The following is a 25,672-nucleotide window of genomic DNA, read 5'->3' on the forward strand; positions in this document are numbered from 1 at the left end:
ATCTCAGGAGCCACCTTCAGAATCGATTTTTGACCAGATCACAATGCCTTACAGGGCTGGTTCACATGCGATTCCCCCGCCCTGGAGGGGGAGGGTCGATCGCACGCGAAGCGGGCGAGCGGGGTGGGGTGATCTCTCCACGCCCGCCAGTGCCAGAGGAAAGATCGCCCCACCCCGCCTCGAGGGGAGTGTGGGCAGCTACACTGGCGGATTCACCGCACCCTGGCCCTGCCCCAGGCTGCGCTCGCGCAGGTAGATGTAGAGGCCCGCGCCGATAATGATGATGGCGCCGACGATCGTCGCCGGATGCGGGATATCGCCGAACACGACGAAGCCGAACAGCACGGCCCAGACGATCATCGTGTACTGATAGGGCACGACCACCGAGGCCGGCGCGAGCTTCAGCGAGCGGTTGACGCAGAACAGAGCGGTCACCGAGATGAGGCCGGCGGCGGCGAACATCACGAGGCTGCCGGGCGTCGGCGTGACCCAGCCGAACGTGGACATCGCGGCGCCGAGCAGGAAGGTGCCGACGAACTGCGACGAGGCCATCACGATGTCGGGCGTCGAGCGCAGCGAGCGCGTGATCAGCATCAGCACCGCAAACGACAGACTGCCGCCGAGTGCGATCAGCGCCGGCAGGCTGAAGGTCTGCGCCGAGGGCCTGAGCGCAATCAGCACGCCGCAGAAGCCGATCAGGATCGCGGTCCAGCGCCGCCAGCCGACATGCTCGCGCAGCACCAGCGCCGACAGCGCGGTGACGAAGATCGGACCGGCGAGATAGTAGGTGATGACGTCGGCGAGCGGCAGATACACGGTGGCGAGGAAGAACGCCGCGACTTCGAGCGTCGACAGGATCACGCGCACCAGCTGCAGCCAAGGCCGCTCCAACTGCATGAAAGCGCTGCGGTTGCGCCAGATGAACGGCGCGAGCAGCAGCAGCGCGGCGCAGGCGCGCAGCCACAGCAGCTGGCCGACGGCATAGGTCGAGACCAGGAACTTGCCCAGCGCATCGCCGAACGAGAACATCGCAATCGACAGCAGCATCAGGCCGATGCCTGCCAGCCGCGCCGAGCGCTCGTCGTTGGCGGTGGAGATTCGGGACAGCACGCTCATGATGGCGCTGCCTTATCAGGCGGACTGCCGTGGCTCCAGCCCTTCCGCTGAAAGCGTGGCGCAGCACAGCTGCAACCCCGGCGCAATGCTTGTCCAAGCGTTGCGCAGAGCCGCTTTACCGCTCGAAATTAAGGCTTCGGGCCGAATTAAACCCATTCCGCGGTTGCCGTGGGGTCCCGCCTCGCCTACGTAGGGCGCATCATGAAATTCCTCGATGAAGCCAAGGTCTATGTGCGCTCCGGCGACGGCGGCAACGGTTGCGTTGCGTTCCGGCGCGAGAAGTTCATCGAGTTCGGCGGGCCGAATGGCGGCAATGGCGGCCGTGGCGGCGATGTCATCATCGAGGCCGTCGACGGGCTCAACACCCTGATCGACTACCGCTACCAGCAGCATTTCAAGGCCCAGCGGGGCGGAAACGGCTCCGGCAAGGACTGTCATGGCGCTGGCGGCAAGTCCGTGGTGCTGAAGGTTCCCGTCGGCACCCAGGTGTTCGACGAGGACCGCGAGACGCTGATCCACGACTTCACCGCGGTTGGCGAGCGCTTCGTGCTCTCCGAGGGCGGCAATGGCGGCTTCGGCAACGCCCATTTCAAGTCGCCGACCAACCGGACGCCGCGCAACGCCAATCCCGGCCAGCCCGGCGAGGAGCGCTGGATCTGGCTGCGCATGAAGCTGATCGCCGACGCCGGCCTGGTCGGCCTGCCGAATGCCGGCAAGTCCACCTTCCTGTCGAAGGTGTCGGCCGCCAAGCCGAAGATCGCCGATTATCCGTTCACCACGCTGCATCCGCAGCTCGGCGTCGTGAACGCCGACGGCCGCGAGTTCGTGCTGGCCGACATCCCCGGCCTGATCGAGGGCGCGCATGAAGGCGCCGGGCTCGGCGACCGCTTCCTCGGCCATGTCGAGCGCTGCCGGGTGCTGCTGCATCTGGTCGATGCCACCTGCGAGCACGCTGGCAAGGCCTACAAGACGGTCCGGCACGAGCTCGAAGCCTATGGCGGCGAGCTGACCGACAAGGTCGAGATCGTCGCACTCAACAAGATCGACGCGGTCGATCCCGACGAGCTCAAGAAGCAGAAGGACCGGCTGAAGCGCGCCGCCAAGAAGACGCCGCTGCTGCTGTCCGGTGCAACCGGCGACGGCGTCAAGGACGCCCTGCGCAAGCTCGCCGACGTCATCAGCGAGCAGCCGGTGTCCAACAAGGCCAAGAGCACGGCCGACAACGCCGCGACCGATGAGCCGTGGGCGGGGCCAGTGCCACCGCAGGGCTGAGCTGAAGCCCCACCTTGCCTCGCGAGCCCTGGCTTGCGACACTCCGCCGCGATCACTCAATCCATAGCCCGTCCTGTGCGGACCGCGTGTCCATCACGCAACCGCCCGTCACGCGACGCGGGCTCGAACCGACCCCGTATCTGCCATGGCCCCCCGTCTCGAAAACTTCCGCCGCATCGTCGTCAAGGTCGGCTCGTCGCTGCTGGTCGATTCCGAGGCCGGCGAGGCCCGCGCCTCCTGGCTCACGGCGCTGGCTGCCGACATCGCCCGGCTGCATGGCCGCGGCTGTGAGCTTTTGGTGGTGTCGTCGGGCTCGATCGCGCTCGGCCGCAGCCGGCTGAAGCTGCCGCGCGGGCCCTTGAAGCTGGAGGAGAGCCAGGCCGCCGCCGCGGTCGGCCAGATCGCGCTGGCGCGGATATGGTCCGAGGTGCTCGGCGCCCACGGCATCGGCGCCGGCCAGATCCTGGTGACCTTGCAGGACACCGAGGAGCGCCGCCGCTATCTCAATGCCCGCTCGACCATCGCCAAGCTCCTGGAATGGCGTGCAGTGCCGGTGATCAACGAGAACGACACAGTGGCCACCGCCGAGATCCGCTATGGCGACAATGACCGCCTCGCCGCCCGCGTCGCGACCATGGCGAGCGCCGACCTCTTGGTGCTGCTGTCGGACATCGACGGCCTCTACACCGCCCCGCCCGCGAAGGACCCGAACGCGCGGCTGATCCCGGTGGTCGAGAGCATCACCGCCGACGTCGAGGCGATGGCCGGCAGCGCCGCCTCGGAGTTTTCCCGCGGCGGCATGCTGACCAAGATCGAGGCCGCCAAGATCGCGACCACGGGCGGGACGCACATGCTGATCGCCTCCGGCAAGATCGAGCATCCGCTGGCGGCGATCGCCGATGGCGGCCGCTGCACCTGGTTCCTGACCCCGGCCAATCCGGTAACCTCGCGAAAACGCTGGATCGCCGGCTCGCTGGAGCCGAAGGGCACGCTGACGATCGACGCCGGCGCGGTCGCCGCGCTGCGCGCCGGCAAGAGCCTGCTGCCGGCCGGCGTGATCCGGGTCGACGGCCAGTTCGCCCGCGGCGATGCCGTGGTCGTGCGCGGACCGGAAACCCATGAAATCGGCCGCGGCCTGGTCGCCTACGACGCTGACGACGCCGAGCGCATCAAGGGCCGCTCGTCCCCGGATGTTGCGGTCATCCTCGGCATGTCCGGACGGGCGGAGATGATCCACCGCGACGATCTGGTGATCGGTCCGGCGGGGGTGGGAACTACTGGATAGGCTAGCTTTCGTTCTTCAGCTCACTTTCGAAATCGCGCCCACCATAGGCAATCGTCACGATCTCCACACGCGTCTTGAGGACACGGAAGGCAATCGTGACGCGGCGCTCGAAACCGATCGTGCGCAGGCCCTTCACGATGTCGTCCCGTTTCGTGCCGCGCTCGGGGAAATGCTCCAGCGCCAGACAGGCGTCGCGGATTCGCCGTATATAGGCAATGGCGATGGCTGGACTGCGGTTGTCCGCGATGTAGTCGTAGAGAGCCGTCAAATCGGCATTCGCTTGGTCTCGGAAGACGACCCTACGCGCCACGCTTGCCGGCCTTCACGCGACGGGCGTGGCGGGCTTCCAGCCGCTCGAACACGGTCTCGGCCGGAAGGCTCGGCTTCTTGTTCGCCAGGGAGGCCTTGACCTTGCTCCGAAGAAAGTCGTCGTAGACGGCACCCCGTTCGTCCAATGCGCGCAGCGCGTCGGCGAAAACGTCGTTAACGCTTTCGTAATGGCCGTTTTCGAGCTGCCGCTCGAGCATGTCCTGCTGTTTGGCGCTCAGCTCGATCTGAAATGCTTTGCTCGGCACGGCGTCCCACCTTTCGTCTGGCGTCATGATAGCACAGCCTTCGCCTCGCTTTGACCCTCTTCCCAGCAAGGGCCGACTGCGCCGCTTGCCCTTCGCAACCCGCCTTTTTCCATGCTAGACCATCGCCTTAATTCAAGGTTGAACCACCCATGACCGCGCCTCTCAAAGCCATCGATGGCAACGCCGATCTGCCCCTGCTGATGAACGACCTCGCCCAGCGCGCCCGTGCGGCGGCGCGGGTGCTGTCGCTGGCGCCGGCCGAGCAGAAGAACCGGGCGCTGGAGGCGATGGAGCGGCGGATCCGCGCCCGCGCTGACGCCATCATCGCGGCCAATACCGAGGACGTCGCCGAGGCCAAGGCGGCCGGCATGGCGGCGTCGTTCCTCGACCGCCTGACCCTGACGCCGGCGCGCGTCGCCGGCATGGCCGACGGCATCGCCGTCGTGCGCGGCGTCGCCGATCCGGTCGGCGTGGTCACCGAGAGCTGGCAGCGGCCGAACGGCATGACCATCGAGCGCGTGCGGGTGCCGCTCGGCGTCATCGCCGTGATCTTCGAAAGCCGTCCCAACGTCGCGGCCGATGCCGGCGTGCTGTGCCTGAAGTCCGGCAATGCGGTGATCCTGCGCGGCGGCTCGGACTCGTTCCGCTCGTGCCGGGCGATCCATGAATGCCTGGTCGAAGGCCTGCGCGAGGCGGGCCTGCCCGAAGCCGCGATCACGCTGGTGCCGACCCGCGATCGCGCTGCGGTCGGCCTGCTGCTGTCCGGCCTGAATGGCGGCGTCGACGTCATCGTGCCGCGCGGGGGCAAGAGCCTGGTCGCGCGCGTCGAGGCGGAGGCGCGGGTGCCGGTGTTCGCGCATCTCGAGGGCGTCAATCACGTCTATGTCGACGGTGCCGCCGATCTCGAGATGGCCAAGTCGATCGTGCTGAACGCCAAGATGCGCCGCACCGGCGTCTGCGGCGCGGCCGAGACCTTGCTGGTCGACCGGGCCTCGCAGGACAAGATCAAGCCGCTGGTCGAGATGCTGATTGGCGCCGGCTGCGAGGTGCGCGGCGATGACGCCGTGCGGGCCGCGGACGCGCGCGTGAAGCCGGCCAGCGACCAGGATTGGGATACCGAATATCTCGATGCGATCATCGCGGCCAAGGTGGTCGATGGCGTGCAGGGCGCGATCGCCCACATCCACGCGCACGGATCGCACCATACCGATGCGATCGTCACCAACGACAACGCCGCCGCCGACAAATTCCTCAACGAGGTCGACTCGGCCATCGTGCTGCACAACGCCTCGACGCAGTTCGCCGATGGCGGCGAGTTCGGCTTCGGCGCGGAAATCGGCATCGCCACGGGCAAGTTCCATGCACGCGGGCCGGTGGGCGTCGAGCAGCTGACCAGCTTCAAATACCGGATTCACGGCACCGGGCAGACGCGGCCATGACCGCGGCAGCCTGTGGTTGAGTCGGGCGGGTCGCAAGCGGGGGCAGCCGTGACCGACGAGACCGCCATGCGCCCTGCGATCCGGCAGGCGCTGCCGCCTTACAGCGACGGCATGCGCATCGGCCTGCTCGGTGGCTCGTTCAATCCGCCGCACCAGGCGCATCGCGCGATCAGCCTGTTCGCGCTGAAGAGGCTGCAGCTCGACCGCGTCTGGTGGCTGGTCACCCCCGGCAATCCGCTGAAGGACAATGGCGGGCTGCATGCGCTGGCCGAGCGCGCCGCGGCGGCGCGCCGGGTGGCGGCCGATCCTCGCATCGAGATCAGCTGTCTCGAATCGGTCATCGGCACCCGCTATACTGCCGACACCATCGATTATCTGCGCCGGCGCGCCTCGCGCCTGCGCTTCGTGTGGATCATGGGCGCCGACAACCTCGCGCAGTTCCATCGCTGGCAGAAGTGGCAGCACATCGCGGCCCAGGTGCCCATCGCCGTGGTCGATCGCCCGCCGCGCAGCTTCCGCGCCCTGAATGCCCCTGCCGCGCGTGCGCTGGCGCGGTATCGCGTTGCGGAGGCGGAGGCCAGCCGTCTTGCAGACCGCGCCGCGCCCGCCTGGGTTTATCTCACCGGCCTCAAGCTGAACCTGTCATCGACGGGGCTGAGGAACCCGGACGGCAGCTGGAAGTCATTCTGAGATGCCACAGGACAAGCGCCTCCGCGGCATCGGATGTGCATGGAACTTACCGCCCGCCGCGGTCCGAGGCAGGTGGTTGGAAGCGACGCCGGACCACGCCGCCCCGGGGGGACTGGATTGTTGAAACCGTTAACCCCACATGCCTAGTATGGTCAGCAGGCCCCGATGGATTCGGCCTGCGATACAGTGAAAGGAATGGTCCCTGACCACATCTGTATTGTCCCAGTCGGCCTTACCCAAGACCAAGGCAACGACGTCAAAGGCAACATCTGCCAAGTCGGCGACTGCCAAGTCCACGCGTAAAGCTGCGACCCTGGAAGCGGCCTTGCAGGCGCAACCCGACGCCGACAAGACCTTGCGCACGATCCTCTCTCGCCTCGAGGACATGAAGGCGGAAGAGACGGTCACCATCGATCTTCATGGTAAATCGGCCTATTCCGATTACATGGTCATCACCACGGGCCGCTCGAACCGGCACGTCGGATCGATCGCGGAAAACGTCGCGAAAGGTCTGAAGGAGACCGGCGCCAAGAAGGTCCACATCGAAGGCCTGCCCAATTGCGATTGGGTGCTGATCGATTGCGGCGACGTCATCGTTCACGTGTTCAGGCCCGAGGTGCGCGAGTTCTACAATCTCGAGCGGTTGTGGACGCAGGGGCCGAAACCGGCGAAGACGGTCTAGAGGGCCGAACGCGGCGGCCGGTGCGAATCGCGCCACGCACGTGTTAGTGCGGGCGCATGCGCATCATCTTGATCGCCGTCGGCCGGTTGAAGCAGGGTCCCGAGCGGGAGCTCGCGGAGCGCTACCGCGAGCGTTTCGACGACCTCGCCCGCAAGCTCGGGCTGCGCAGCATCGAGATTCACGAGCTGCCCGAAAGCCGCGCGCGCGACGCTGCCACCCGCATCAGCGAGGAAGCCGCTGGGATCGCGGCCCTGATCCCGGACAAGGCCATGCTCGTCTGCCTGGACGAGCGCGGCCGGAACGTCGACAGCACAACCTTCGCGGGTCACATCGGGCGCTGGCGCGACGAAGGCATTAACGCTACCGCCTTCGTGATCGGCGGCGCCGACGGACTTTCGCCCGAATTGCGGCGCACAGCCAAGCTCGCGGTCGCGTTTGGGGCCGCGACCTGGCCGCATCAGATCGTCCGCGTTCTCCTGCTCGAGCAGATTTACCGTACTGCTACGATCCTGACCGGTCACCCCTATCACCGCGCTTGAATCAGCTAGGATGGGAGCACATTAAGGACGTCGATGTTCGCTGCGCGGTCCCCCACTCGCTCATTGATGACCGTCCGCAGCGGCTGGGCGTGCGGCGCGTCGCTGATCGCAGTCCTGACTCTCGCGGCAACCGCCGCAAATCCGGCAACGGCCCAGAACGGCCTCCGCCCCTCCATCACGGCTCCCAGTACCGCTCCGGCTACTCCCCCCGGACCGCCACCGACACCTGAGCAGCTGAAGCAGCGCGAGCAGGAGCTCGAGGCGGCCCGTGCTGCGCAAAAGGCCGCCGCCGAGGCGCAGGAGCGCCTCAAGGCGGAGATCGGCGCCCTCGGCGAGGACCGTGGCAAGCTCAATCAGCAACTGATCGACGTCGCATCCCAGGTCCGGAGCGTCGAAATCCGGGTCGGCGAGGCCGAGACGCGGCTGCGCGGCCTCGATGGCCGCGAGCAGGATCTGCGCACCTCCCTGGAATCCCGTCGCGGCGAGATCATCGAGGTCCTCGCTGCACTGCAGCGTGCAGGCCGCCGAACCCCGCCGGCCCTGTTCGTCCGGCCCGAGGATGCCCTGCAGTCGCTGCGCACCGCCATGCTGCTGGGAGCGGTCGTGCCGGAGATGCGCGGCCGTGCCGAGAAGCTCTCCACCGACCTCGGCGAGCTCGTCGCCATTCGCAAGACCATCGCAACAGAACGCGACAAGCTTTCCGGCGACCGCGACAAGCTGCGCACCGATCAGACCCGGCTTGCCGCGCTGGTCGAGGAACGCCAGCGCAAGCAGACCACGGCCGAGAAGGACATGGAGGCGGAGAGCGCCCGCGCCGTGATGCTCGCGCAGCAGGTCGATTCGCTGCAGGGCCTGATCTCGACCATGGAACTCGACATCAAGAGCGCCGCCAAGGCCGCCTCGACGGCGAGCCTGCAGGGCGTTCCGGTCAACTCAAAGCCGGATGCGAATGCGCTGCGCAATCCCGGGCGCAAGGCGCCGGCGATCGCGTTTGCATCCAGCAAGGGCATGCTGACCTACCCGGTCAACGGCACCAGGATTCGGGAATTCGGCGCGTCCGACGGCGCCGGCGGCGTCGATAAAGGCATTTCCTTGGCATCCCGTCCGGGCGCTCAGGTCACAACCCCGTGTGATGGCTGGGTTGTGTATGCGGGCCCCTTCCGCAGCTACGGACAACTCTTGATCCTCAACGCCGGTGGCGGGTATCATGTCCTGATCGCCGGGATGGAGCGCATTTCCGTCAACATCGGGCAGTTTGTTCAGACGGGAGAGCCGGTCGCGACCATGGGCATCACATCCCAAGTCGCATCCATTCTCGCTACCAATGCGAGTCAACCAGTGCTCTATGTCGAGTTCCGTAAGGACGGCACTCCAATCGATCCAGGCCCATGGTGGGCCGCAAATGAAGGCGAAAAGGTACGCGGATGATGCGTAAGACTTCGGTAATTCTCCTGAGCGCGGTCACCGGTGCGGCATTGACCTTGTTCGTGACCCAGCCGCGCGCAGTGCTGATGGGATCGACCGCGCGGGCCGCGACTGCCGATACCTATCGCCAGCTCAATTTGTTCGGCGATGTCTTCGAGCGCGTGCGCAGCGACTATGTCGAGAAGCCGGACGATTCGAAGCTGGTGGAATCCGCCATCAGCGGCATGCTCTCCGGTCTCGACCCGCATTCGAGCTACATGGATGCGAAGAGCTTCCGCGACATGCAGGTGCAGACCCGCGGCGAGTTCGGCGGCCTCGGCATCGAGGTCACGATGGAAGACGGCCTGATCAAGGTCGTGTCGCCGATCGACGATACGCCGGCCTCGAAGGCGGGCATCCAGGCCAACGACATCATCACCAATCTCGACGAGGAGGCCGTGCAGGGCCTTACGCTCAACCAGGCGGTCGAGAAGATGCGCGGCCCGGTCGGCACCAAGATCAAGCTGAAGGTCGTGCGCAAGGGCGCCGACAATCCGCTCGACATCACGCTGACCCGCGACAACATCCGGGTGCGTTCGGTGCGCTCGCGCATCGAGTCGGACGACATCGCCTACATCCGCATCACCACCTTCAACGAGCAGACCACCGAAGGCCTCAAGAAGAGCGTCGCCGACCTGCAGAACCAGATCGGCGACAAGCTGAAGGGCTACGTGATCGACCTGCGCAACAACCCGGGCGGCCTGCTCGAAGAGGCCGTCACGGTGTCCGACGCGTTCCTCGAGCGCGGCGAGATCGTGTCGACCCGCGGCCGCAACGCCGAGGAGACGCAGCGCCGCTCGGCGCACGCCGGCGACCTCACCAAGGGCAAGCCGGTCATCGTGCTGGTCAATGGCGGCTCGGCCTCCGCGTCGGAGATCGTGGCCGGTGCGCTGCAGGACCACAAGCGCGCGACGCTGGTCGGCACCCGCTCGTTCGGCAAGGGCTCGGTGCAGACGATCATCCCGCTCGGCTCCGGCAACGGTGCACTGCGCCTGACCACCGCGCGCTACTACACGCCGTCGGGCAAATCGATCCAGGCCAAGGGCATCGTGCCGGACATCGAGGTGCTGCAGGACGTGCCGGATGAGCTGAAGTCGCGCACCGACACCAAGGGCGAGGCCTCGCTGCGCGGCCACCTGAAGAACGACGGTGACGAGAAGACCGGCTCGCAATCCTACGTCCCGCCGGACGCCAAGGACGACAAGGCGCTCAAGATGGCGGCCGACCTGCTGCATGGCATCAAGAGCAGCTCCTCGGCGAATCCGGCGCCGGCCGCGACGACCGACAAGGCGGCGGCCGACAAGCCGACGACCAATCAGCCGGCTGCGAAGCCGAACTGATACCGGCTCAATCACGAGACAGGTTTGCACGAGACAGGTTTTTGAAAGGGCGGCCTTCGGGCCGCCCTTTTGATTTTGCGGCACAGCCGCTGCCGTTTGATCCGCCGATCTACGGGCTCCGGACAAGCGCCCTGCGCCGGACTCCCCGCCGTGATATCGTCGGCCCGATTGATTCGGGAATATCGATGACAGAGACGGCCGACGAGCTGAGCGCACCGCTCGGACAGACGGAGAAGCGTCGCGGGCGCCGCATTCGGCTTCCCTTCACCCTGCTGCAAGCCGTGGCCGTGCTGCTCGGACTGGTCCTGGTCGTGTTCGCCGGCTTTGCCATGTTCGCGGACAACCCGTTCGGCGGCGAGCCGGTCGCCCGGATCGCGATCAACGAGGGCGCCAAGCCGGAGGACAAGCCGGCAGCAGCCAAGCCCGAGGCCAAGCATGACTCCCACGGCGCGCCGGCCGCCAAGCAGGAGGGCGGCGAGCGCAAGACCGTCACCATCATCGACGGCTCCAGCGGGACCCGGCAGGAGGTGGCGATCGGCGGCGGCGCGAGCGAGACCGCGGAACCGGGATCTTCGACGGCGCCGAGCCAGATGCCCGGCGTCGATCCGCGCCTCCTCGAGAAGTCGCGCTACGGCATGATCCCGGTGATGGCCGACGGCCTGAAGCCGTTCACCGCCTACGCCGCCGAGTTCGACCGCGCCAAGGCAGCGCGGATGCCGGCAGTCGCCATCGTGATCGGCGGCCTCGGCGTAGGCGCCGCCAAGACCGTCGACGCGATCATGAAGCTGCCGCCGGCCGTGACGCTCGCCTTCACGCCCTACGGCTCGGATCCGACCAAGCTCGCCGAGCGGGCGCGGGCGCAGCGCCACGAGATCCTGCTGCAGGTGCCGATGGAGCCGTACGACTATCCCGACAACGATCCAGGCCCGCAGACGCTGCTGGCGACGCTCGGTCCGGATCAGAACATCGACCGGCTGTTCTGGCACATGAGCCGGCTGCAGGGGTACGTCGGCATCGGCAATTTCATGGGTGCGCGGTTCGTTGCCACTGAAGCCGCGATGCAGCCGGTCGTGAACGAGGCCGCCAAGCGCGGCCTTGCCCTGTTCGACGACGGCGCCGCGCCGCGCAGCGTGGCGGCATCGCTGGCCACCGGGCGCGCCATTCCGTTCGCCAAGGGCGACGTCACCATCGATGCCGTCCCGACGCCGGTCGAGATCGACAGTGCGCTGGTCAAGCTCGAGAGCCTTGCGAAGGAGCGCGGTATCGCGGTGGGCACGGCGTCGGCCCTCCCGGTCTCGATCGACCGCATCGGCACCTGGATCAAGGGGCTCGACCGCAAGGGTATCCTGCTGGTGCCATTGACAACCGCAATGCTGAAATCAAAATCGAACTGAACGCACGCAGGCGGCGTGACCGCGACCTGGGCGACACGCGCAGGGATCACGCAGGAAGGCCGACACGGAATGACGCGCTACGAGGACCTGCCCTACCGCACCTGCGTCGGCATCACGCTGATCAACTCGGAAGGGCTGGTATTCATCGGTCGCCGCGCTGGTGGCATCGAGCATGTCGACGACACCCATGTCTGGCAGATGCCGCAGGGCGGCGTCGATCCCGGCGAGGACACCTGGGAAGCCGCCAAGCGCGAGCTCTACGAGGAGACCAGCGTGCGCTCGGTCGAGAAGCTGGCCGAGATCGGCGACTGGCTCACCTACGACATCCCGCGCACCGTCGCCGGCCGCGCCTGGAAGGGACGCTATCGCGGTCAGCGGCAGAAATGGTTCGCGCTGCGCTTCACCGGTGCCGATGCCGAGATCGATGTGGAGCGTCCGGGAGGCGGCGGCCACAAGGCCGAGTTCATCACCTGGCGCTGGGAACCGCTGAAGAACCTGCCGGGCCTGATCGTACCGTTCAAGCGTCCCGTCTATGAGCGGGTGGCGAAGGAGTTCGCCCCGCTCGCCGGTGGCTGAGCGCGCGCGCGCCTTCAGTCAACAGAACGCATGAGTCGCAGCCCTCGGCTTCTGCGCATCGGCTGCAATGAATCCGTGCAGATCGGTCGCGATAACGCCGTCACGGTGTCGTGCTATGCGAGCGTCCAACGATGGGAACGAGCATGACCGAAAACAGACCCTACCGGCCGAACGTCGGCATCGCGCTGTTCAACGCCGACGGTCTCGTCTTTCTCGGGCGCCGCTTCCGCGACGACGGGCCGGAGATCATCCTGCCTGGCCTCGAATGGCAGATGCCGCAGGGCGGCGTCGATCCCGGCGAGGACCTGCAGGCCGCCGCACGCCGCGAATTGTGGGAGGAGACGGGCATCCAGGACGCCGAGATCATCAGTGAGAGCGACTGGCTGACCTACGAGTTTCCGCCCTTCGAGGACCCGAACCATCGGCTGGCGCGGTTTCGTGGCCAGCGCCAGAAATGGTTCGCCATGCGCTTCACCGGCCAGGAGGCCGCGATCGATCCGGTGACGCCCCGCAACGGCCAGCCGGCCGAGTTCGACGGCTGGCGCTGGGAGCGGCTGGAGCGTGTCCCCGACCTGGTCGTGCCGTTCCGGCGCGACGTGTACCGCGCGGTGGCGCAGGCGTTTCGACATCTCGCCAACGCCTGATAGTCGTCGTTGCGTCAAGGCGCGCAGGCCCTGTCCGCTCGTCATTCCGGTGCGCGCGTAGCGCGAGCCCGGAATCCATAACCACGATCGGTGATGAGGAGCGGGATGGATGCGGCGCTTGTCTTTGAGACAACCACCGTTCGTGGTTATGGATTCCGGGCTCATCGCCGCGCGATGCCCCGGAGTGACGGCGGAGAGTGTCGAGCTAATTGCCCTCGACCGTGAACGGGCCGATCGCGATCACGCGGCAATCATTGTCGCGGGTGGAGCAATCGGCCAGTGCTCCGCCGATTGCGGTCTCCTCACGGTCGCCGTTCAAGCCATAGCCGGGATGACCTCCGGTGCCGACGGCGATCGCGTTCCAGCCCGACGGAGACGCATCAAGACGACGCGCGACCTCCTCGCGGGCATCGACTGCAATCGCGGAATGGCTGGCCGCATGGAAAAAACCGGTGGCCTTCATCACCGTCGGAACGGGCACCACGAAGGTGTCGTCGAGCGCCACGATCATGCACGCCGTGCCAGCCTGCGCCCCGCAGGCTTCGAGATTGCGCCGCACGACGTCCTCGACCAGGTCGGCACCGACACCGAAGAAGAATTGCCCGTTGGGTCCGAGCGCGATCGCCTTGGAGCGCCGCCCGGGCTTGTAGTTCGCTTCCAGCCGCGCCTTGCCGGCATCATGCGCCAGCGGCATCTCCGCAACCGAAAATGCGCGCTCGGTCGACGGGTCGTGGCGCACCCACGGCTGGGGCGGCAGCGGCGGCTTGCTATGCGGATAGACAACGCTATCGCCGACCGCATAGAGGTCGCACTTGCGCGGACCGTTCACGCTTTCGACGCGCTGACGGCATTGCTCGAGCGCGGCCGCCTTGGCGGCCTCTTCGCTGGGCTGGCCGCTCACATAGGCGTTGATGCCGTTGATCGTGGTCGCGAACGCCTTGTAGTCCTGGGCCGGCACGTAGTCGCGCGCTAGCGCGATGCGGGTGCGTTCCGTCACGAACGGGACCGCCTCGGGCGCGAACTTCTCGGGCGCTGCCGCTGATGACGGCGAGCCGGCCGGCTGCGGCGATGTGCTCGGCTCCACCGCAGCGGTGGCGGCCGCCGGCGATGGCGACGCGGCGGCGGGCGACTGCGGCGACTGTTTGGCCGGTGCCGCCGACAGCCGGGCCAGCGCCTCGGCCGCCGACTTGGCCGCATCCCGCTGCGCCGCCGGCGGATCGCGGTGATCCAGATACAGTGCCGTCCCGACGCCGGCCGCGACCATCATGGCCACGACGGCTGCGACGGCCGAGATCAGCCGGCGGGCGCCGCCGGGCTTGGCCACCTTCTGATCCTGCGGCGGGGCGTAGGTGCCGTCCTCGCGGCGCATCGCGACCCGAAAGGCGTGCACCGGCGTCGGGATGTTCTTGACCTCGCGGGCGCCCATGTCGGCGAACTGCACCGACAGCTTGTTGGCGACCTGCTCGTGCACCGTGCGCGAAATGCAGATGCCGCCGACATCGGCGAGACCCTCGAGGCGCGAGGCGATGTTGACGCCGTCGCCGAGCAGATCGCCATCGCGCTCGACGACGTCGCCGATGGTGATGCCGATGCGGTAGCTCATCTGCCGGCTCGGCGGAAACGCCATGTTGCGCGTGCGCAGACTCTCCTGGATGTCGATCGCACAGCGCACCGCCTCGACCGCGCTCGGAAATTCCGCAAGCACGGCATCGCCCGCCGTGTTGAAGATGCGGCCGCCGGCGCGCGCGATGAAGTCGTCGACGACCTCGCGATAGGCCTCCAGGCGCCGCAGCGTCTCCTCTTCATCCTCGGCGACGAGGCGCGAGTAGCCGGCGATGTCGGCGGCGAAAATCGCCGCGATCTTGCGCTTCAGAACGGTCTGGCCTGCCATTTCACCACGCCCGGTCGCATCGTCGGGAGCATGCCCAGAGATCGGCGAGCACGCAACCGGCATCCCTTGTAGTAGTCATCGGCCGGCCCAGGACGTTCGAGCCACAGACGAAAATGGCCGGGCAGAGCCCGGCCATGAACGTTCATTCACATGTCGCGTGCGGAATCAGTGCAGCGCCGTCGTGTTGAGCTGCTGCTGGATCGTCTTGAAGTGATCGAGCCGCTCGATCGCGCGATCGAGCTCGTTGCCCTGCTTCTCGTTGAGCTTGGCTTCCATGCCCGCGATCTCGGCGGCGAAGGCGGCGTGGTCCAGATCCTTCAGCGACGTCGCGACGTCGGCGAGAATCGTCAGACCCTTGTCGGAGATCTCGGCGAGGCCGCCGAGCACGATGATCTTCTGCTGCGATCCGCCGGTCGTGACGGTCAGCACGCCCGGACGCAAGGTGGCGACGAACGGCGCGTGGCCCGCCATCACGCCGAAATCACCCTCCTGGCCGGGGACGTCGACCTGGTCGACCTCGCCCGAGAAGGCGATCTTTTCCGGCGAGACGAGATCGAAGTGGAAAGTAGCCATGGAAAACCTGCGAATAGCGAGTAGCGAATGGCGAGTAGGGAAGAAGGGAGCAGCGAACGACTATTCGCTACTCCCTATTCGCTATTCGCGTCTCAGGCGGCTTCCGCCGCCAGCTTCTTGCCCTTCTCGACCGCCTCGTCGATGTTACCGACCATATAGAAGGCGGCCTCCGGGAGGTGGTCGTACTTGCCTTCACACAGGCCCTTGAAGCCCTTGATGGTGTCGGCGAGGTCGACGAACTTGCCGGGCGAACCGGTGAAGATTTCGGCGACGTGGAACGGCTGCGACAGGAAGCGCTCGATCTTGCGGGCGCGGGCGACCGTCAGCTTGTCCTCTTCCGAGAGCTCGTCCATGCCCAGGATGGCGATGATGTCCTGCAGCGACTTGTAGCGCTGGAGGATCTGCTGGACCATGCGCGCCGTGTTGTAGTGCTCCTCACCGACGACCAGCGGTGAGAGCATGCGCGAGGTCGAGTCGAGCGGGTCGACCGCCGGATAGATGCCCTTTTCCGAGATCGCGCGGTTGAGCACGGTGGTGGCGTCCAAGTGGGCGAACGAGGTGGCCGGCGCCGGGTCGGTCAAGTCGTCGGCCGGCACGTAGATGGCCTGCACCGAGGTGATCGAGCCCTTGTTGGTGGTGGTGATGCGCTCCTGCAGCGCGCCCATGTCGGTGGCGAGCGTCGGCTGATAACCCACGGCCGAAGGAATACGGCCGAGCAGCGCCGACACTTCCGAGCCCGCCTGGGTGAAGCGGAAGATGTTGTCGACGAAGAACAGCACGTCCTGGCCCTGGTCGCGGAAGTGCTCGGCGACGGTCAGACCGGTCAGACCGACGCGGGCGCGGGCGCCCGGCGGCTCGTTCATCTGACCGAACACCAGCGCGCACTTCGACTTGACGCTCGGATCCGGATTGTGCGGATCAGCGTTGACCTTGGACTCGATGAACTCGTGATAGAGGTCGTTGCCCTCACGGGTACGCTCGCCGACGCCGGCGAACACCGAGTAACCACCGTGCGCCTTGGCGACGTTGTTGATCAGCTCCTGGATCAGCACGGTCTTGCCGACGCCGGCGCCGCCGAACAGGCCGATCTTGCCGCCCTTGGCGTACGGCGCCAGGAGGTCGACGACCTTGATGCCGGTGACGAGAATTTCAGCTTCCGTCGACTGGTCGGTGTAGCTCGGCGCGTCCGCGTGGATCGGGCGCAGGCCTTCCGCCTTGACCGGGCCGGCTTCGTCGATCGGCTCGCCGATCACGTTCATGATGCGGCCGAGCGTGCCTTCGCCGACCGGAACCCGAATCGGCGAACCGGTGTCGCTCACCTCCTGGCCGCGCACCAGACCCTCGGTGGTGTCCATCGCGATCGCGCGCACGGTGGATTCACCGAGATGCTGGGCGACCTCGAGCACCAGGCGGTTGCCGCCATTCTTGGTTTCGAGCGAATTGAGAATGGCCGGCAGGTGACCTTCGAACTGCACGTCGACGACGGCGCCGATGACCTGGGTGATGCGACCGATCTGGTTGGCTGCGGTAGCCATTGAGTGTCTCTCCTTACGATCCGTATACGAAACCACGGTCGGCTCGACCGGGATATGTTCCAAAGTTGCGCTTCAACGGGCGCTGCGCGATCCGGTTAGACCGCTTCGGCGCCCGAAATGATTTCGATCAGTTCCTTGGTGATCATCGCCTGACGCGTGCGGTTGTAGATCAGCGTCTGCTTGCGGATCATCTCGCCGGCGTTGCGGGTGGCGTTGTCCATCGCCGACATCTGCGCACCGTAGAACGAGGCGTTGTTCTCGAGCAGCGCGCGGAAGATCTGGACGGCCAGGTTGCGAGGCAGGAGACCGGCGAGGATCTCGTCCTCCTCCGGCTCGTATTCGTAAGGCGCCAGCGGCGCCGCGTTGGCGGCACGTGCCTCGACGACCAGTGGAATGATCTGCTGCGCGGTCGGGATCTGCGCGATCACCGAGCGGAAGCGCGAGTAGAACAGGGTGCAGAAATCGAACTCGCCGGCCTCGAAGCGGGCGATCACCTTCTTGGCGATGTCATCCGCATTGGCGAAGCCGATCTGGCGCACCGAGCGCAGGTCCAGGTGCTCGACGATCTGCTTGTCGAACTGGCGGCGCAGCTGCTCGTAGCCCTTGCGGCCGACGCAGAAGAACTTCACTTCCTTGCCCTGGTTCATCAGGGCGAGGGCACGCTCACGCGCCAGGCGCACGATCGAGGAGTTGAACGCGCCGGACAGGCCGCGTTCACCGGTGCAGACCAGCAGCAGATGCACCTGGTCGCGCCCGGTGCCCGCGAGCAGGCTCGGCCCGCCAGCGGAAGCGATGGTGGCGCTCGCGATGTTGGAGATCACGGCGTCCATCTTCTCGGCATAGGGACGCGCCGCCTCAGCCGCCTGCTGCGCGCGGCGCAGCTTGGAGGCGGCGACCATCTGCATGGCCTTGGTGATCTTCTGCGTCGCCTTGGTCGAGGCGATGCGGACCCGCATGTCTTTCAGTGACGCCATTGTTCGTCTAGCTCACCCCGGCGGCCGATCCCCTGGAGACCCGACCGCTCAACCCTGAGATTGGTCATGCCCGGCCTGATGCCGGGCATGAGATGTCACGTTGTCCCACCCCGAAGGCGTGGATGGCCGGCTGGAAGCCGGCCGTCCCTTCGCGATCAGGCGAAGGTCTTGGCGAAGCCTTCGACCACCGCCTTCAGCTTGGCGGCGCTGTCGTCGGACAGGTCCTTGCTGTCGCGGATCGCGTTCAGCAGGTCGGCGTTCTTGCCGCGCAGCACCGACAGCAGTCCGTCCTCGAAGGCGCGAACCTTGCCGAGCGGAAGCGCGTCGAGATAGCCGTTGGTGCCGGCCCAGATCACGCAGACCTGCTCTTCCATCTTCAGCGGCGAGAACTGCGGCTGCTTCAGGAGCTCGGTCAGGCGCGAGCCGCGGTTCAAGAGGCGCTGGGTCGAGGCGTCGAGGTCGGAGCCGAACTGCGCGAACGCCGCCATCTCGCGGTACTGCGCCAGCTCGCCCTTGATCTTGCCGGCGACCTTCTTCATCGCCTTGGTCTGCGCCGAGGAGCCGACGCGCGACACCGACAGACCGACGTTCACGGCAGGGCGGATGCCCTGGAAGAACAGGTCCGTCTCCAGGAAGATCTGGCCGTCGGTGATCGAGATGACGTTGGTCGGGATGTAGGCCGACACGTCGTTGGCCTGCGTCTCGATGACCGGCAGGGCGGTCAACGAACCCAGACCATGGTCCTTGCCGAGCTTCGCGGCGCGCTCGAGCAGGCGGGAGTGCAGGTAGAACACGTCGCCGGGATAGGCTTCGCGGCCCGGCGGGCGGCGCAGCAGCAGCGACATCTGGCGGTAGGCGACGGCCTGCTTGGACAGATCGTCATAGATGATGACGGCGTGCATGCCGTTGTCGCGGAAGTACTCGCCCATGGTGCAGCCGGTGAACGGCGCGAGATACTGCATCGGCGCCGGATCAGACGCGGTCGCGGCGACGACGATCGAGTATTCCAGCGCGCCCTGCTCTTCGAGCACCTTGACGAACTGGGCGACGGTCGAGCGCTTCTGGCCGACGGCGACATAGACGCAGTACAGCTTCTGGCTCTCGGGAGCGCCAGCAACGTTCAGCGGCTTCTGGTTCAGGATGGTATCGAGCGCGATCGCGGTCTTGCCGGTCTGACGGTCGCCGATGATCAGCTCGCGCTGGCCGCGGCCAACCGGGATCAGGGCGTCGATCGCCTTCAGGCCGGTGGCCATCGGCTCGTTGACCGACTTGCGCGGAATGATGCCGGGCGCCTTGACGTCGACGCGCTTGCGCTCGGTCGCCTGGATCGGGCCCTTGCCGTCGATCGGGTTGCCGAGCGCGTCGACGACGCGGCCGAGCAGGCCCTTGCCGACCGGCGCGTCCACGATGGCGCGGGTGCGCTTGACGGTCTGGCCTTCCTTGATCTCGCGGTCGGCGCCGAAGATGACGATACCGACGTTGTCGGTTTCGAGGTTCAGCGCCATGCCGCGGGTGCCGTTCTCGAACTCGACCATCTCGCCGGCCTGGACGTTGTCGAGACCGTAGACGCGGGCGATACCGTCACCGACGGACAGCACCTGTCCGACTTCGGTGACTTCGGCTTCCTGCCCGAAATTCTTGATCTGGTCCTTGAGGATCGCGGAAATTTCCGCGGCGCGGATGTCCATCAGCCTGCCTCTTTCATCGCGTGCTTGATCGAGTTGAGTTTGGTGCGAAGCGAACTGTCGATCATCCGGCTGCCGAGCTTGACGACGAGCCCGCCGATGATCGCTGGATCCACTTTCACGTTGAGCGCAACGTCCTTGCCGGTCACCGTCTTCAGTGAGGCCTTCAAGGCGTCGAGATTCTTGTCGGAGAGCGGCTCGGCGACGGTGACGTCGGCCGTGGCCTCACCCTTGTACTTGGCGACCAGCGCGTTGAAGGCGCGGATCACGTCGGAGACCGCGAACAGGCGGCGGTTGGTGGTCAGCACCCGCAGCACGTTGGCGGCGACACCACTGATGCCGGCCTTGTCGAGCACGGCATTGAGCGCCTTCAGCTGCACGTCGGCGCCGAACACCGGACTGCGGACCAGACGCTTGAGGTCGGCGCTCTCATCGAGAAGGGCATTGAACTTGTCGAGATCGGCCTTGACCGTATCGACGGACTTTTCGTCGCGGGCCAGTTCAAACAGGGCCGTCGCGTAACGTCCGGACACACCGGATACGGAGGGATCTTCAGCAGCCACAGACGTGCTCTTTTTTATATGTGCCCAACCCACAAGAGGGAAACCGGCGCGCTGGTGCAGCACAAACCAGTTAAGCCCTTGGAATTCAAGCAGGACTTTGATTTTCGATCGCCGCAGGGAGCAGCTTGATCACGAAAAGCGGCGCTTTGCTAACATAGCGTAAGCGCAGCCGCAACAAGCGGTGGCCCGCTATTCGGCACCTTGTTGCCGCGCCGCACCGAGAGCGCGCCCCGCAGCACGACGCGACCGTCTCAGCTCTCCGCTCGCCCCAACACTCGCCGGACTTCGATACCGTTGAACCAAAGAGCGTTCCAGCTGTTGCTGCATGGCCGCCATGCCTCAGAACCCTTGACTACCGGTTCTTACCTGCGGTGGCCGTCGCCTGACACCGGCACGCATTACTTGCCGACATCTTGGCACGCGTGACGGAGACTTCGGTCAACAGTATCACGAAGTATTCTTAAGTTAATGAAGCGTTAAACCATCGGATTACGGAATTTTCCCTAGCTCTGAAAGACAGTCGCAAGATCATCTGGCCGAAACGGAACAAAATCTACTGCCCCATTCATGCCTCATTGGCCCACCAAACGGCGCCCGCCTCAACACGTGACGGGGGTCCACTGGCTGCAGAACGCAGCAATACTGTTTCGAGGGACTGAGATGCTGAATCTGAAGAACTTCTCGGCTGGCAAGATCGCCGGCTCGCGCACCGCGCTCGCTATTGCCGTTACGCTGATCGTCGGCGGCACCACCACCGAAGCCTCGGCCCGGTCCAGGCATCACCATCATCATCATGCTCGCCATCACCATCATCACATGGCGCGCCAGGCCGCTGAGCCCGCGGCAAACACGTTCGCGAATGGCTGGTCGAACAACTCGTCCTGGATGAACGCCCACGCGTCGGTCTCGCCGTCATCCGGCACCGGCCGCAGCTTCTCCGGCATCGCGTCGTACTACGGCAACGAGTCCGGCAGCCGCACCGCCTCCGGCCAGCGCATGAACGCCAACGCGATGACCTGCGCCCACCGCTCGCTGCCTTTCGGCACCAAGCTGCGCGTCACCCATGGCGGCCAGAGTGTCGTCGTCACCGTCAATGATCGCGGCCCGTTCATCCGCGGCCGGGTGCTCGACCTCTCGACCGGCGCCGCCCGCGCCATCGGCCTGACCCGCGCCGGCGTCGGCCGCGTGACCGCCGAGATCGTGTCGTAAGCTACCCCATCTATCCGCGCGTCATTGCGAGCGCAGCGAAGCAATCCAGGGCCCCGTCGGGACTCTGGATTGCTTCGTCGCTGCGCTCCTCGCAATGACGGTGGAGAGAGCGGTGCAAATCGCTACAGGAAGCTCTGCGGGTCGACGTCGACCTCGAGCTTGAGATTGCCCCTGGGCTTCTCCGCGTGCGCCAGCCAGTGGCGCAGGTAATCCGACAGATCGAAATTGCGCGCCGACTTGAGCAGCAGCCGGAAACGGTAGCGGCCCTTGATGACGGCGAGCGGGGCTTCGGCCGGGCCGAGCAGCAGTACCCCCTCCTCACGCGGCGCTGACGCCACCAATCGTCTTGCAAAGCCCTCCGCCGTGGGCCGGTCGCCGGCCGAGATGATCAGGCTCGCCAGCCGTCCGAACGGCGGATAGCCGGTGCGCTCGCGGGCCTCAATCTCGCTGGTGTAGAAGGCCTCGCGGTCGCAGGCGACCAGCGCCTTCATCACCGGATGCTCGGGCTGGTGGGTCTGCAGGTAGCCGCGGCCCCGGCCCTGCTCGCGGCCGGCGCGGCCAATCACCTGGTTGAGGAGCTGCCAGGTGCGCTCGGCGGCGCGCGGATCGCCGTTGCCGAGGCCAAGATCAGCATCGACCACGCCGACCAGATTGAGCCGCGGGAAATTGTGTCCCTTGGCGACGAGCTGGGTGCCGATGATCAGGTCGACGCGGCCCTCCGCGATCTCGGTCAGCTCGGCGCGCATGGTCTCGATCGAGGTGATCAGGTCGCTCGACAGCACCATGCTGCGGGCGTCGGGAAACAGCGCCGCCGCTTCCTCCTGCAGCCGCTCCACGCCTGGGCCGACGGCGACCAGCGATTCCTCGGCCGCGCAATGCGGACAGGTCGGCGGCCTCCCCATCGAGAACCCGCAATGATGGCAGACCAGCCGCTGGCGGAAGCGGTGATCGACCAGCCAGGCGTCGCAGATCGTGCAGGCGAAGCGGTGGCCGCAGGCGCGGCACAGGGTGAGCGGGGCATAGCCGCGCCGGTTCAGGAACAGCAGCGCCTGCTCGCCGCGCTCGATCGCGGTGCGGATCTCCCCCGCCAGCCGCGGCGAGACGTAGCGGCCGCGCGGCGGCGGCTCACGCCTGAGATCGATAGCCTCGATGTGCGGCATGTGCTGGCCGCCGAAACGCGACGGCAGCGCGACGCGCTGGTAGCGGCCCTTGCGCGCATTGACCTCGGTCTCGACCGAGGGCGTCGCCGAGGCCAGCACAACCGGGAATTTGGCGATGTGGCCGCGCACCACGGCCATGTCACGGGCGTGATAATGGGCGCCCTCGTCCTGCTTGTAGGCCTGGTCGTGCTCCTCATCGACGACGATGAGGCCGAGGTCGGCATAGGGCAAAAATAGCGCCGAACGCGCGCCGACCACCACCGGCGCCTCGCCGGCCGCAATCGCCGCCCAGTTGCGCTGTCGCGTGCGCGGCGTCAGCTCGGAATGCCATTCCAACGGACGCACGCCGAAACGTTTCGAGAAGCGGTCGAGAAACTGCCCGGTCAGCGAAATCTCCGGCATCAGGATCAGCGACTGCCGGCCGCGTCGGACCGTCTCGGCCACGGCCTCGAAATACACCTCGGTCTTGCCGGAGCCGGTGACGCCGTCGAGCAGCGCGACCTGGAAGCCGCCATTGACGGCGAGCTCCCGCATCGCCTCGACGCCGGCCAGCTGGGCGTCGAAGAACTCCGGCTGGGCGAAGGACGGATCGGGCGCCGGCGGCGGCAGTGCGCGGGGCATCGCTTCGACCGTGAGCGTGCCCTCATCGACCAGACCGTCGATGACGCTGGCGGAGACGCCGATCTCGCGGACCAGGTCGGACTTGCCATGCAGCAGGCCGTCCGACACGGCCTCGATGACCCGGCGGCGCGCCGGAGTCAGCCGCTTCGGCGGCTCGCCGACCAACCTCACGCCGAGCCGGACACGCTCCGGGCCGAGCTGCTCGCCCATGCGCAGGGCCATGCGCAGCACCATGCCGCGCGGCGACAGCGTGTAATTGGCGACCCAGTCGACCAGCGACCGCAGCTCCGGCTTGAGCGGCGGCACGTCGAGTTTCTCGCTGACGTCCTTGAGCCGGTTGTGCAGCCGCGGATCGGGATTGGCGTTCTCCGCCCACACCACCGCCAGCACCTCGCGCGGCCCCAGCGGCACGCCGACCACATCGCCCGGCTTCAGCGCCATGCCGCGCGGCACGCGGTACGAATAGGTGTGGTCGAGCGCGACCGGAACCAGCACGTCGACCACGCCGGCCGTGCTGGCTGCACCTGGAAAGAGATCGGTCGGGCGGTCCATGTGGCCGGAGATAGCCTTGCTCGGATGGAAGCGAAAGCCGCCCGGCAAAGTTAGCGAACGGTAAAGGACGAGGATGCGATATATGGGATTGTCCTTAGATGAGGTCGAGCACTTTCGGCATCTGCCGTGCACCCTCTCCCACAAGGGGAGAGGGTGCACCGACCTTGCCGCCGAATGCGTTCGACATCGTCCACACGATGGATCGGCAGGCACTGGCGACGCGCTATGGCAAAGACGACAGGAGTTCGTGAGAAAGAGCCGGAGCTCACCGACCTCATCGGCGCCGACGACGGCGTCGTCCGCGCCATGATGCAGTGGCTGGCGCATCTGCGCAGCGAGCGGCGGTTGTCGCCGAAGACGGTCGAGGCCTATGCGCGCGACCTCCGGCAATGCCTGCAATTCCTCTGCACGCACTGGGGCGAGCCGGTCACGCTGGCGCGCTTCGCCGCGCTCGAGGCCGCCGACATCCGCGCCTTCCTGGCGATGCGCCGCGCCGATGACATCGCCGGACGCTCGCTGATGCGGACGCTGGCGGGGCTGCGCTCGTTCGGCCGCTTTCTCGAGCGCGAGGGCCAGGGCAAGGTCGGCGCGCTCTCCGGCGTGCGCGCACCCAAGATCGCCAAGAGCCTGCCGAAGCCGTTGCCGATGGATGCCGCCAAGCGCCTCGCCGATGCCGACGAGCGTGCCGGCGAGACCCGCGAGACCTGGGTGCTCGCGCGCGACGCCGCCGTGATGGCTCTGCTCTACGGCTCCGGCCTGCGCATCTCCGAGGCGCTCGGCCTGAAGCGCCGCGAGGTGCCACGCGCCGGCGAAGGCGACGTACTGATCGTCACCGGCAAGGGCAACAAGACGCGCATGGTGCCGGTGCTGCAGAACGTGCTCGCGTTGATCGACGAGTATGCCCGGCTGTGCCCTTACCCGCTCGCTGCTGACGGGCCGATGTTCCTGGGCGCCAAGGGAGGCCCCCTCAGCCCACGCATCATCCAGCTCGCGATGGAGCGGCTGCGCGGCGCGCTCGGCCTGCCCGACAGCGCCACACCGCATGCGCTGCGCCATTCCTTTGCGACGCATCTGCTGTCGCGCGGCGGCGATCTGCGCGCGATCCAGGAGCTGCTCGGCCACGCCTCGCTGTCGACCACGCAGGTCTATACAGGTATCGATGCGGAGCGCCTGCTGCAGGTCTATGCGTCGGCGCATCCGCGGCGCTGACACCGTCCCGTCACATCGTTTCCCTTGCGCGACCACCGTGGTTCCGGCAATCGTCTCCCTCGCTTGATCCGGAGGGGAACAGATGAGCGCACATGAGAGCATGGAGCATGCGGAGCACGCCGAGCACGCCTCGGGTGAGAACAAGAAGATCGCGCTGCTGATCGCGATCATCGCGCTGTTCCTGGCGCTGTCGGAAACGCTCGGCAAGGGTGCGCAGACCGAATCGATCAGCAAGAACGTCGAGGCGTCCAACCTGTGGGCCTTCTTCCAGGCCAAGACCGTGCGCCGCACCGTGGTGCAGACGGCGGCCGAGCAGGGCAAGCTCAACCTCCCGGCGCTGCCCGACGAGGCAGCAAAGGCGTCGCTGCAGAAGCAGATCGACGAGTGGCAGAAGAATGCAGCCCGTTACCGCTCGGAGCCGGAAACCGGCGAAGGCAGCGAGCAGCTCGCGGAGCGCGCCAAGCATGCCGAGCACGAGCGCGACGAGGCGACGGCGAAGTACCATCATTATGAGCTGGCGTCGGCCGCGTTCCAGATCGGTATCGTGCTGGCCTCGGCGACGATCATCACCGGAATGGTGATCCTGGCCTGGGCCTCCGGCGGTCTGGCGCTGATCGGTATTGCCATGACGCTGCTGGGGCTCTTCCAGCCGCATCTGCTGCATCTGCATTGAGCTGACCGACA

The 25,672-nt window shown here is 66.6% G+C and carries 24 protein-coding genes; 14 read left to right on the forward strand and 10 right to left on the reverse strand.

Going from position 1 to position 25,672, the window contains the following annotated elements:
- Positions 1-198: 198 nt before the first annotated feature.
- Positions 199-1,116 carry a DMT family transporter gene (locus ACQR07_RS29830; RefSeq protein ID WP_434905662.1) on the reverse strand — a complete coding sequence of 306 codons (918 nt, stop codon included), beginning with the start codon at positions 1,114-1,116 and terminating at the stop codon, positions 199-201.
- 201 nt (positions 1,117-1,317) lie between these two features.
- Here ACQR07_RS29830 and obgE point away from each other — a divergent pair, with 201 nt between their 5' ends.
- The gene (gene obgE, locus ACQR07_RS29835; RefSeq protein ID WP_434905663.1) at positions 1,318-2,388 is read left to right on the forward strand and encodes a GTPase ObgE; all 1,071 of its coding nucleotides are present in this window, start codon (positions 1,318-1,320) and stop codon (positions 2,386-2,388) included.
- Between the two features lie 145 nt (positions 2,389-2,533).
- Entirely contained in the window at positions 2,534-3,673 is a 1,140-nt protein-coding gene (gene proB, locus ACQR07_RS29840) for a glutamate 5-kinase (protein WP_434905664.1), read from the forward strand.
- A 1-nt stretch (position 3,674) separates the two neighbouring features.
- Here proB and ACQR07_RS29845 read toward each other — a convergent pair whose 3' ends face one another.
- Both ACQR07_RS29845 and ACQR07_RS29850 read right to left on the reverse strand, forming a co-directional pair.
- A complete protein-coding gene (locus ACQR07_RS29845) occupies positions 3,675-3,983 on the reverse strand; it encodes a type II toxin-antitoxin system RelE/ParE family toxin (protein WP_434905665.1) in 309 nt (102 codons plus the stop codon).
- Complete coding sequence (locus tag ACQR07_RS29850; RefSeq protein ID WP_434905666.1) at positions 3,973-4,275, reverse strand: ribbon-helix-helix domain-containing protein; 303 nt, start codon at positions 4,273-4,275, stop codon at positions 3,973-3,975. Before ACQR07_RS29850 ends, ACQR07_RS29845 begins: the two co-directional genes overlap by 11 nt.
- 122 nt (positions 4,276-4,397) lie before the next feature.
- Here ACQR07_RS29850 and ACQR07_RS29855 point away from each other — a divergent pair, with 122 nt between their 5' ends.
- The 9 genes from ACQR07_RS29855 (at position 4,398) to ACQR07_RS29895 (ending at position 13,016) form a co-directional block, all read left to right on the forward strand.
- On the forward strand, positions 4,398-5,687 hold the full coding sequence (locus tag ACQR07_RS29855; RefSeq protein WP_434905667.1) for a glutamate-5-semialdehyde dehydrogenase: 1,290 nt from the start codon (positions 4,398-4,400) through the stop codon (positions 5,685-5,687).
- Between the two features lie 66 nt (positions 5,688-5,753).
- Positions 5,754-6,377, forward strand: coding sequence for a nicotinate-nucleotide adenylyltransferase (locus ACQR07_RS29860; protein ID WP_434905784.1), 624 nt, complete (start codon positions 5,754-5,756; stop codon positions 6,375-6,377).
- 325 nt (positions 6,378-6,702) lie between these two features.
- The gene (rsfS, locus tag ACQR07_RS29865) at positions 6,703-7,059 is read left to right on the forward strand and encodes a ribosome silencing factor (RefSeq protein ID WP_434905668.1); all 357 of its coding nucleotides are present in this window, start codon (positions 6,703-6,705) and stop codon (positions 7,057-7,059) included.
- Between the two features lie 56 nt (positions 7,060-7,115).
- Positions 7,116-7,598 (forward strand): 23S rRNA (pseudouridine(1915)-N(3))-methyltransferase RlmH, encoded by a 483-nt coding sequence (gene rlmH, locus ACQR07_RS29870; RefSeq protein WP_434905669.1) that lies wholly within the window; start codon positions 7,116-7,118, stop codon positions 7,596-7,598.
- A gap of 33 nt (positions 7,599-7,631) precedes the next feature.
- Positions 7,632-9,026, forward strand: coding sequence for a murein hydrolase activator EnvC family protein (locus tag ACQR07_RS29875; protein WP_434905670.1), 1,395 nt, complete (start codon positions 7,632-7,634; stop codon positions 9,024-9,026).
- Complete coding sequence (locus ACQR07_RS29880) at positions 9,023-10,402, forward strand: S41 family peptidase (RefSeq protein ID WP_434905671.1); 1,380 nt, start codon at positions 9,023-9,025, stop codon at positions 10,400-10,402. The genes ACQR07_RS29875 and ACQR07_RS29880 overlap by 4 nt, the downstream gene beginning before the upstream one ends.
- 185 nt (positions 10,403-10,587) lie before the next feature.
- Positions 10,588-11,796 (forward strand): divergent polysaccharide deacetylase family protein, encoded by a 1,209-nt coding sequence (locus tag ACQR07_RS29885; RefSeq protein ID WP_434905672.1) that lies wholly within the window; start codon positions 10,588-10,590, stop codon positions 11,794-11,796.
- 69 nt (positions 11,797-11,865) lie between these two features.
- Entirely contained in the window at positions 11,866-12,372 is a 507-nt protein-coding gene (locus tag ACQR07_RS29890; RefSeq protein WP_434866426.1) for an RNA pyrophosphohydrolase, read from the forward strand.
- Between the two features lie 143 nt (positions 12,373-12,515).
- Positions 12,516-13,016, forward strand: a complete 501-nt coding sequence (locus ACQR07_RS29895; RefSeq protein WP_434905673.1) for an RNA pyrophosphohydrolase — start codon at positions 12,516-12,518, stop codon at positions 13,014-13,016.
- A 205-nt stretch (positions 13,017-13,221) separates the two neighbouring features.
- Here the strand turns inward: ACQR07_RS29895 and ACQR07_RS29900 are convergent, their stop codons facing one another.
- The 6 genes from ACQR07_RS29900 to ACQR07_RS29925 form a co-directional block, all read right to left on the reverse strand.
- Complete coding sequence (locus tag ACQR07_RS29900) at positions 13,222-14,907, reverse strand: adenylate/guanylate cyclase domain-containing protein (RefSeq protein WP_434905674.1); 1,686 nt, start codon at positions 14,905-14,907, stop codon at positions 13,222-13,224.
- Between the two features lie 165 nt (positions 14,908-15,072).
- The gene (locus tag ACQR07_RS29905) at positions 15,073-15,480 is read right to left on the reverse strand and encodes a F0F1 ATP synthase subunit epsilon (protein ID WP_434905675.1); all 408 of its coding nucleotides are present in this window, start codon (positions 15,478-15,480) and stop codon (positions 15,073-15,075) included.
- A 92-nt stretch (positions 15,481-15,572) separates the two neighbouring features.
- Positions 15,573-17,015 (reverse strand): F0F1 ATP synthase subunit beta, encoded by a 1,443-nt coding sequence (gene atpD / locus ACQR07_RS29910; RefSeq protein ID WP_434905676.1) that lies wholly within the window; start codon positions 17,013-17,015, stop codon positions 15,573-15,575.
- Positions 17,016-17,110: 95 nt separating this feature from the next.
- Positions 17,111-17,989: a F0F1 ATP synthase subunit gamma gene (locus tag ACQR07_RS29915; protein ID WP_434905677.1), complete on the reverse strand. Its 879-nt coding sequence runs from the start codon at positions 17,987-17,989 to the stop codon at positions 17,111-17,113.
- Positions 17,990-18,144: 155 nt separating this feature from the next.
- Complete coding sequence (gene atpA / locus ACQR07_RS29920; RefSeq protein ID WP_434905678.1) at positions 18,145-19,677, reverse strand: F0F1 ATP synthase subunit alpha; 1,533 nt, start codon at positions 19,675-19,677, stop codon at positions 18,145-18,147.
- Complete coding sequence (locus ACQR07_RS29925) at positions 19,677-20,237, reverse strand: F0F1 ATP synthase subunit delta (protein ID WP_434866648.1); 561 nt, start codon at positions 20,235-20,237, stop codon at positions 19,677-19,679. Before ACQR07_RS29925 ends, atpA begins: the two co-directional genes overlap by 1 nt.
- A 660-nt stretch (positions 20,238-20,897) precedes the next feature.
- On the opposite strand from ACQR07_RS29925, the gene ACQR07_RS29930 reads away from it, so the two are divergent.
- A complete protein-coding gene (locus tag ACQR07_RS29930; RefSeq protein ID WP_434905679.1) occupies positions 20,898-21,446 on the forward strand; it encodes a septal ring lytic transglycosylase RlpA family protein in 549 nt (182 codons plus the stop codon).
- A gap of 122 nt (positions 21,447-21,568) precedes the next feature.
- Here the strand turns inward: ACQR07_RS29930 and ACQR07_RS29935 are convergent, their stop codons facing one another.
- Positions 21,569-23,779, reverse strand: coding sequence for a primosomal protein N' (locus ACQR07_RS29935; protein WP_434905680.1), 2,211 nt, complete (start codon positions 23,777-23,779; stop codon positions 21,569-21,571).
- 306 nt (positions 23,780-24,085) lie between these two features.
- Between ACQR07_RS29935 and ACQR07_RS29940 the strand changes: the two genes are divergently transcribed.
- Positions 24,086-24,988: a tyrosine recombinase XerC gene (locus tag ACQR07_RS29940; protein WP_434905785.1), complete on the forward strand. Its 903-nt coding sequence runs from the start codon at positions 24,086-24,088 to the stop codon at positions 24,986-24,988.
- Between the two features lie 82 nt (positions 24,989-25,070).
- Entirely contained in the window at positions 25,071-25,661 is a 591-nt protein-coding gene (locus tag ACQR07_RS29945; RefSeq protein WP_434866434.1) for a DUF4337 domain-containing protein, read from the forward strand.
- Positions 25,662-25,672: the final 11 nt, after the last annotated feature.

It is taken from the genome of Bradyrhizobium sp. HKCCYLS20291, from assembly GCF_051167715.1.
Lineage (GTDB): Bacteria > Pseudomonadota > Alphaproteobacteria > Rhizobiales > Xanthobacteraceae > Bradyrhizobium.

What these genes read in the sequence shown, in the direction of transcription:
- ACQR07_RS29830 (WP_434905662.1), bottom strand. Translation starts at nt 1,116, where the DNA reads ATGAGCGTGCTGTCCCGAATCTCCACCGCCAACGACGAGCGCTCGGCG.
- obgE (WP_434905663.1), top strand. Translation starts at nt 1,318, where the DNA reads ATGAAATTCCTCGATGAAGCCAAGGTCTATGTGCGCTCCGGCGACGGC.
- proB (WP_434905664.1), top strand. Translation starts at nt 2,534, where the DNA reads ATGGCCCCCCGTCTCGAAAACTTCCGCCGCATCGTCGTCAAGGTCGGC.
- ACQR07_RS29850 (WP_434905666.1), bottom strand. Translation starts at nt 4,275, where the DNA reads ATGACGCCAGACGAAAGGTGGGACGCCGTGCCGAGCAAAGCATTTCAG.
- ACQR07_RS29855 (WP_434905667.1), top strand. Translation starts at nt 4,398, where the DNA reads ATGACCGCGCCTCTCAAAGCCATCGATGGCAACGCCGATCTGCCCCTG.
- ACQR07_RS29860 (WP_434905784.1), top strand. Translation starts at nt 5,754, where the DNA reads ATGCGCCCTGCGATCCGGCAGGCGCTGCCGCCTTACAGCGACGGCATG.
- rlmH (WP_434905669.1), top strand. Translation starts at nt 7,116, where the DNA reads ATGCGCATCATCTTGATCGCCGTCGGCCGGTTGAAGCAGGGTCCCGAG.
- ACQR07_RS29875 (WP_434905670.1), top strand. Translation starts at nt 7,632, where the DNA reads ATGTTCGCTGCGCGGTCCCCCACTCGCTCATTGATGACCGTCCGCAGC.
- ACQR07_RS29880 (WP_434905671.1), top strand. Translation starts at nt 9,023, where the DNA reads ATGATGCGTAAGACTTCGGTAATTCTCCTGAGCGCGGTCACCGGTGCG.
- ACQR07_RS29885 (WP_434905672.1), top strand. Translation starts at nt 10,588, where the DNA reads ATGACAGAGACGGCCGACGAGCTGAGCGCACCGCTCGGACAGACGGAG.
- ACQR07_RS29890 (WP_434866426.1), top strand. Translation starts at nt 11,866, where the DNA reads ATGACGCGCTACGAGGACCTGCCCTACCGCACCTGCGTCGGCATCACG.
- ACQR07_RS29895 (WP_434905673.1), top strand. Translation starts at nt 12,516, where the DNA reads ATGACCGAAAACAGACCCTACCGGCCGAACGTCGGCATCGCGCTGTTC.
- ACQR07_RS29900 (WP_434905674.1), bottom strand. Translation starts at nt 14,907, where the DNA reads ATGGCAGGCCAGACCGTTCTGAAGCGCAAGATCGCGGCGATTTTCGCC.
- ACQR07_RS29905 (WP_434905675.1), bottom strand. Translation starts at nt 15,480, where the DNA reads ATGGCTACTTTCCACTTCGATCTCGTCTCGCCGGAAAAGATCGCCTTC.
- atpD (WP_434905676.1), bottom strand. Translation starts at nt 17,015, where the DNA reads ATGGCTACCGCAGCCAACCAGATCGGTCGCATCACCCAGGTCATCGGC.
- ACQR07_RS29915 (WP_434905677.1), bottom strand. Translation starts at nt 17,989, where the DNA reads ATGGCGTCACTGAAAGACATGCGGGTCCGCATCGCCTCGACCAAGGCG.
- atpA (WP_434905678.1), bottom strand. Translation starts at nt 19,677, where the DNA reads ATGGACATCCGCGCCGCGGAAATTTCCGCGATCCTCAAGGACCAGATC.
- ACQR07_RS29930 (WP_434905679.1), top strand. Translation starts at nt 20,898, where the DNA reads ATGCTGAATCTGAAGAACTTCTCGGCTGGCAAGATCGCCGGCTCGCGC.
- ACQR07_RS29935 (WP_434905680.1), bottom strand. Translation starts at nt 23,779, where the DNA reads ATGGACCGCCCGACCGATCTCTTTCCAGGTGCAGCCAGCACGGCCGGC.
- ACQR07_RS29940 (WP_434905785.1), top strand. Translation starts at nt 24,086, where the DNA reads ATGATGCAGTGGCTGGCGCATCTGCGCAGCGAGCGGCGGTTGTCGCCG.
- ACQR07_RS29945 (WP_434866434.1), top strand. Translation starts at nt 25,071, where the DNA reads ATGAGCGCACATGAGAGCATGGAGCATGCGGAGCACGCCGAGCACGCC.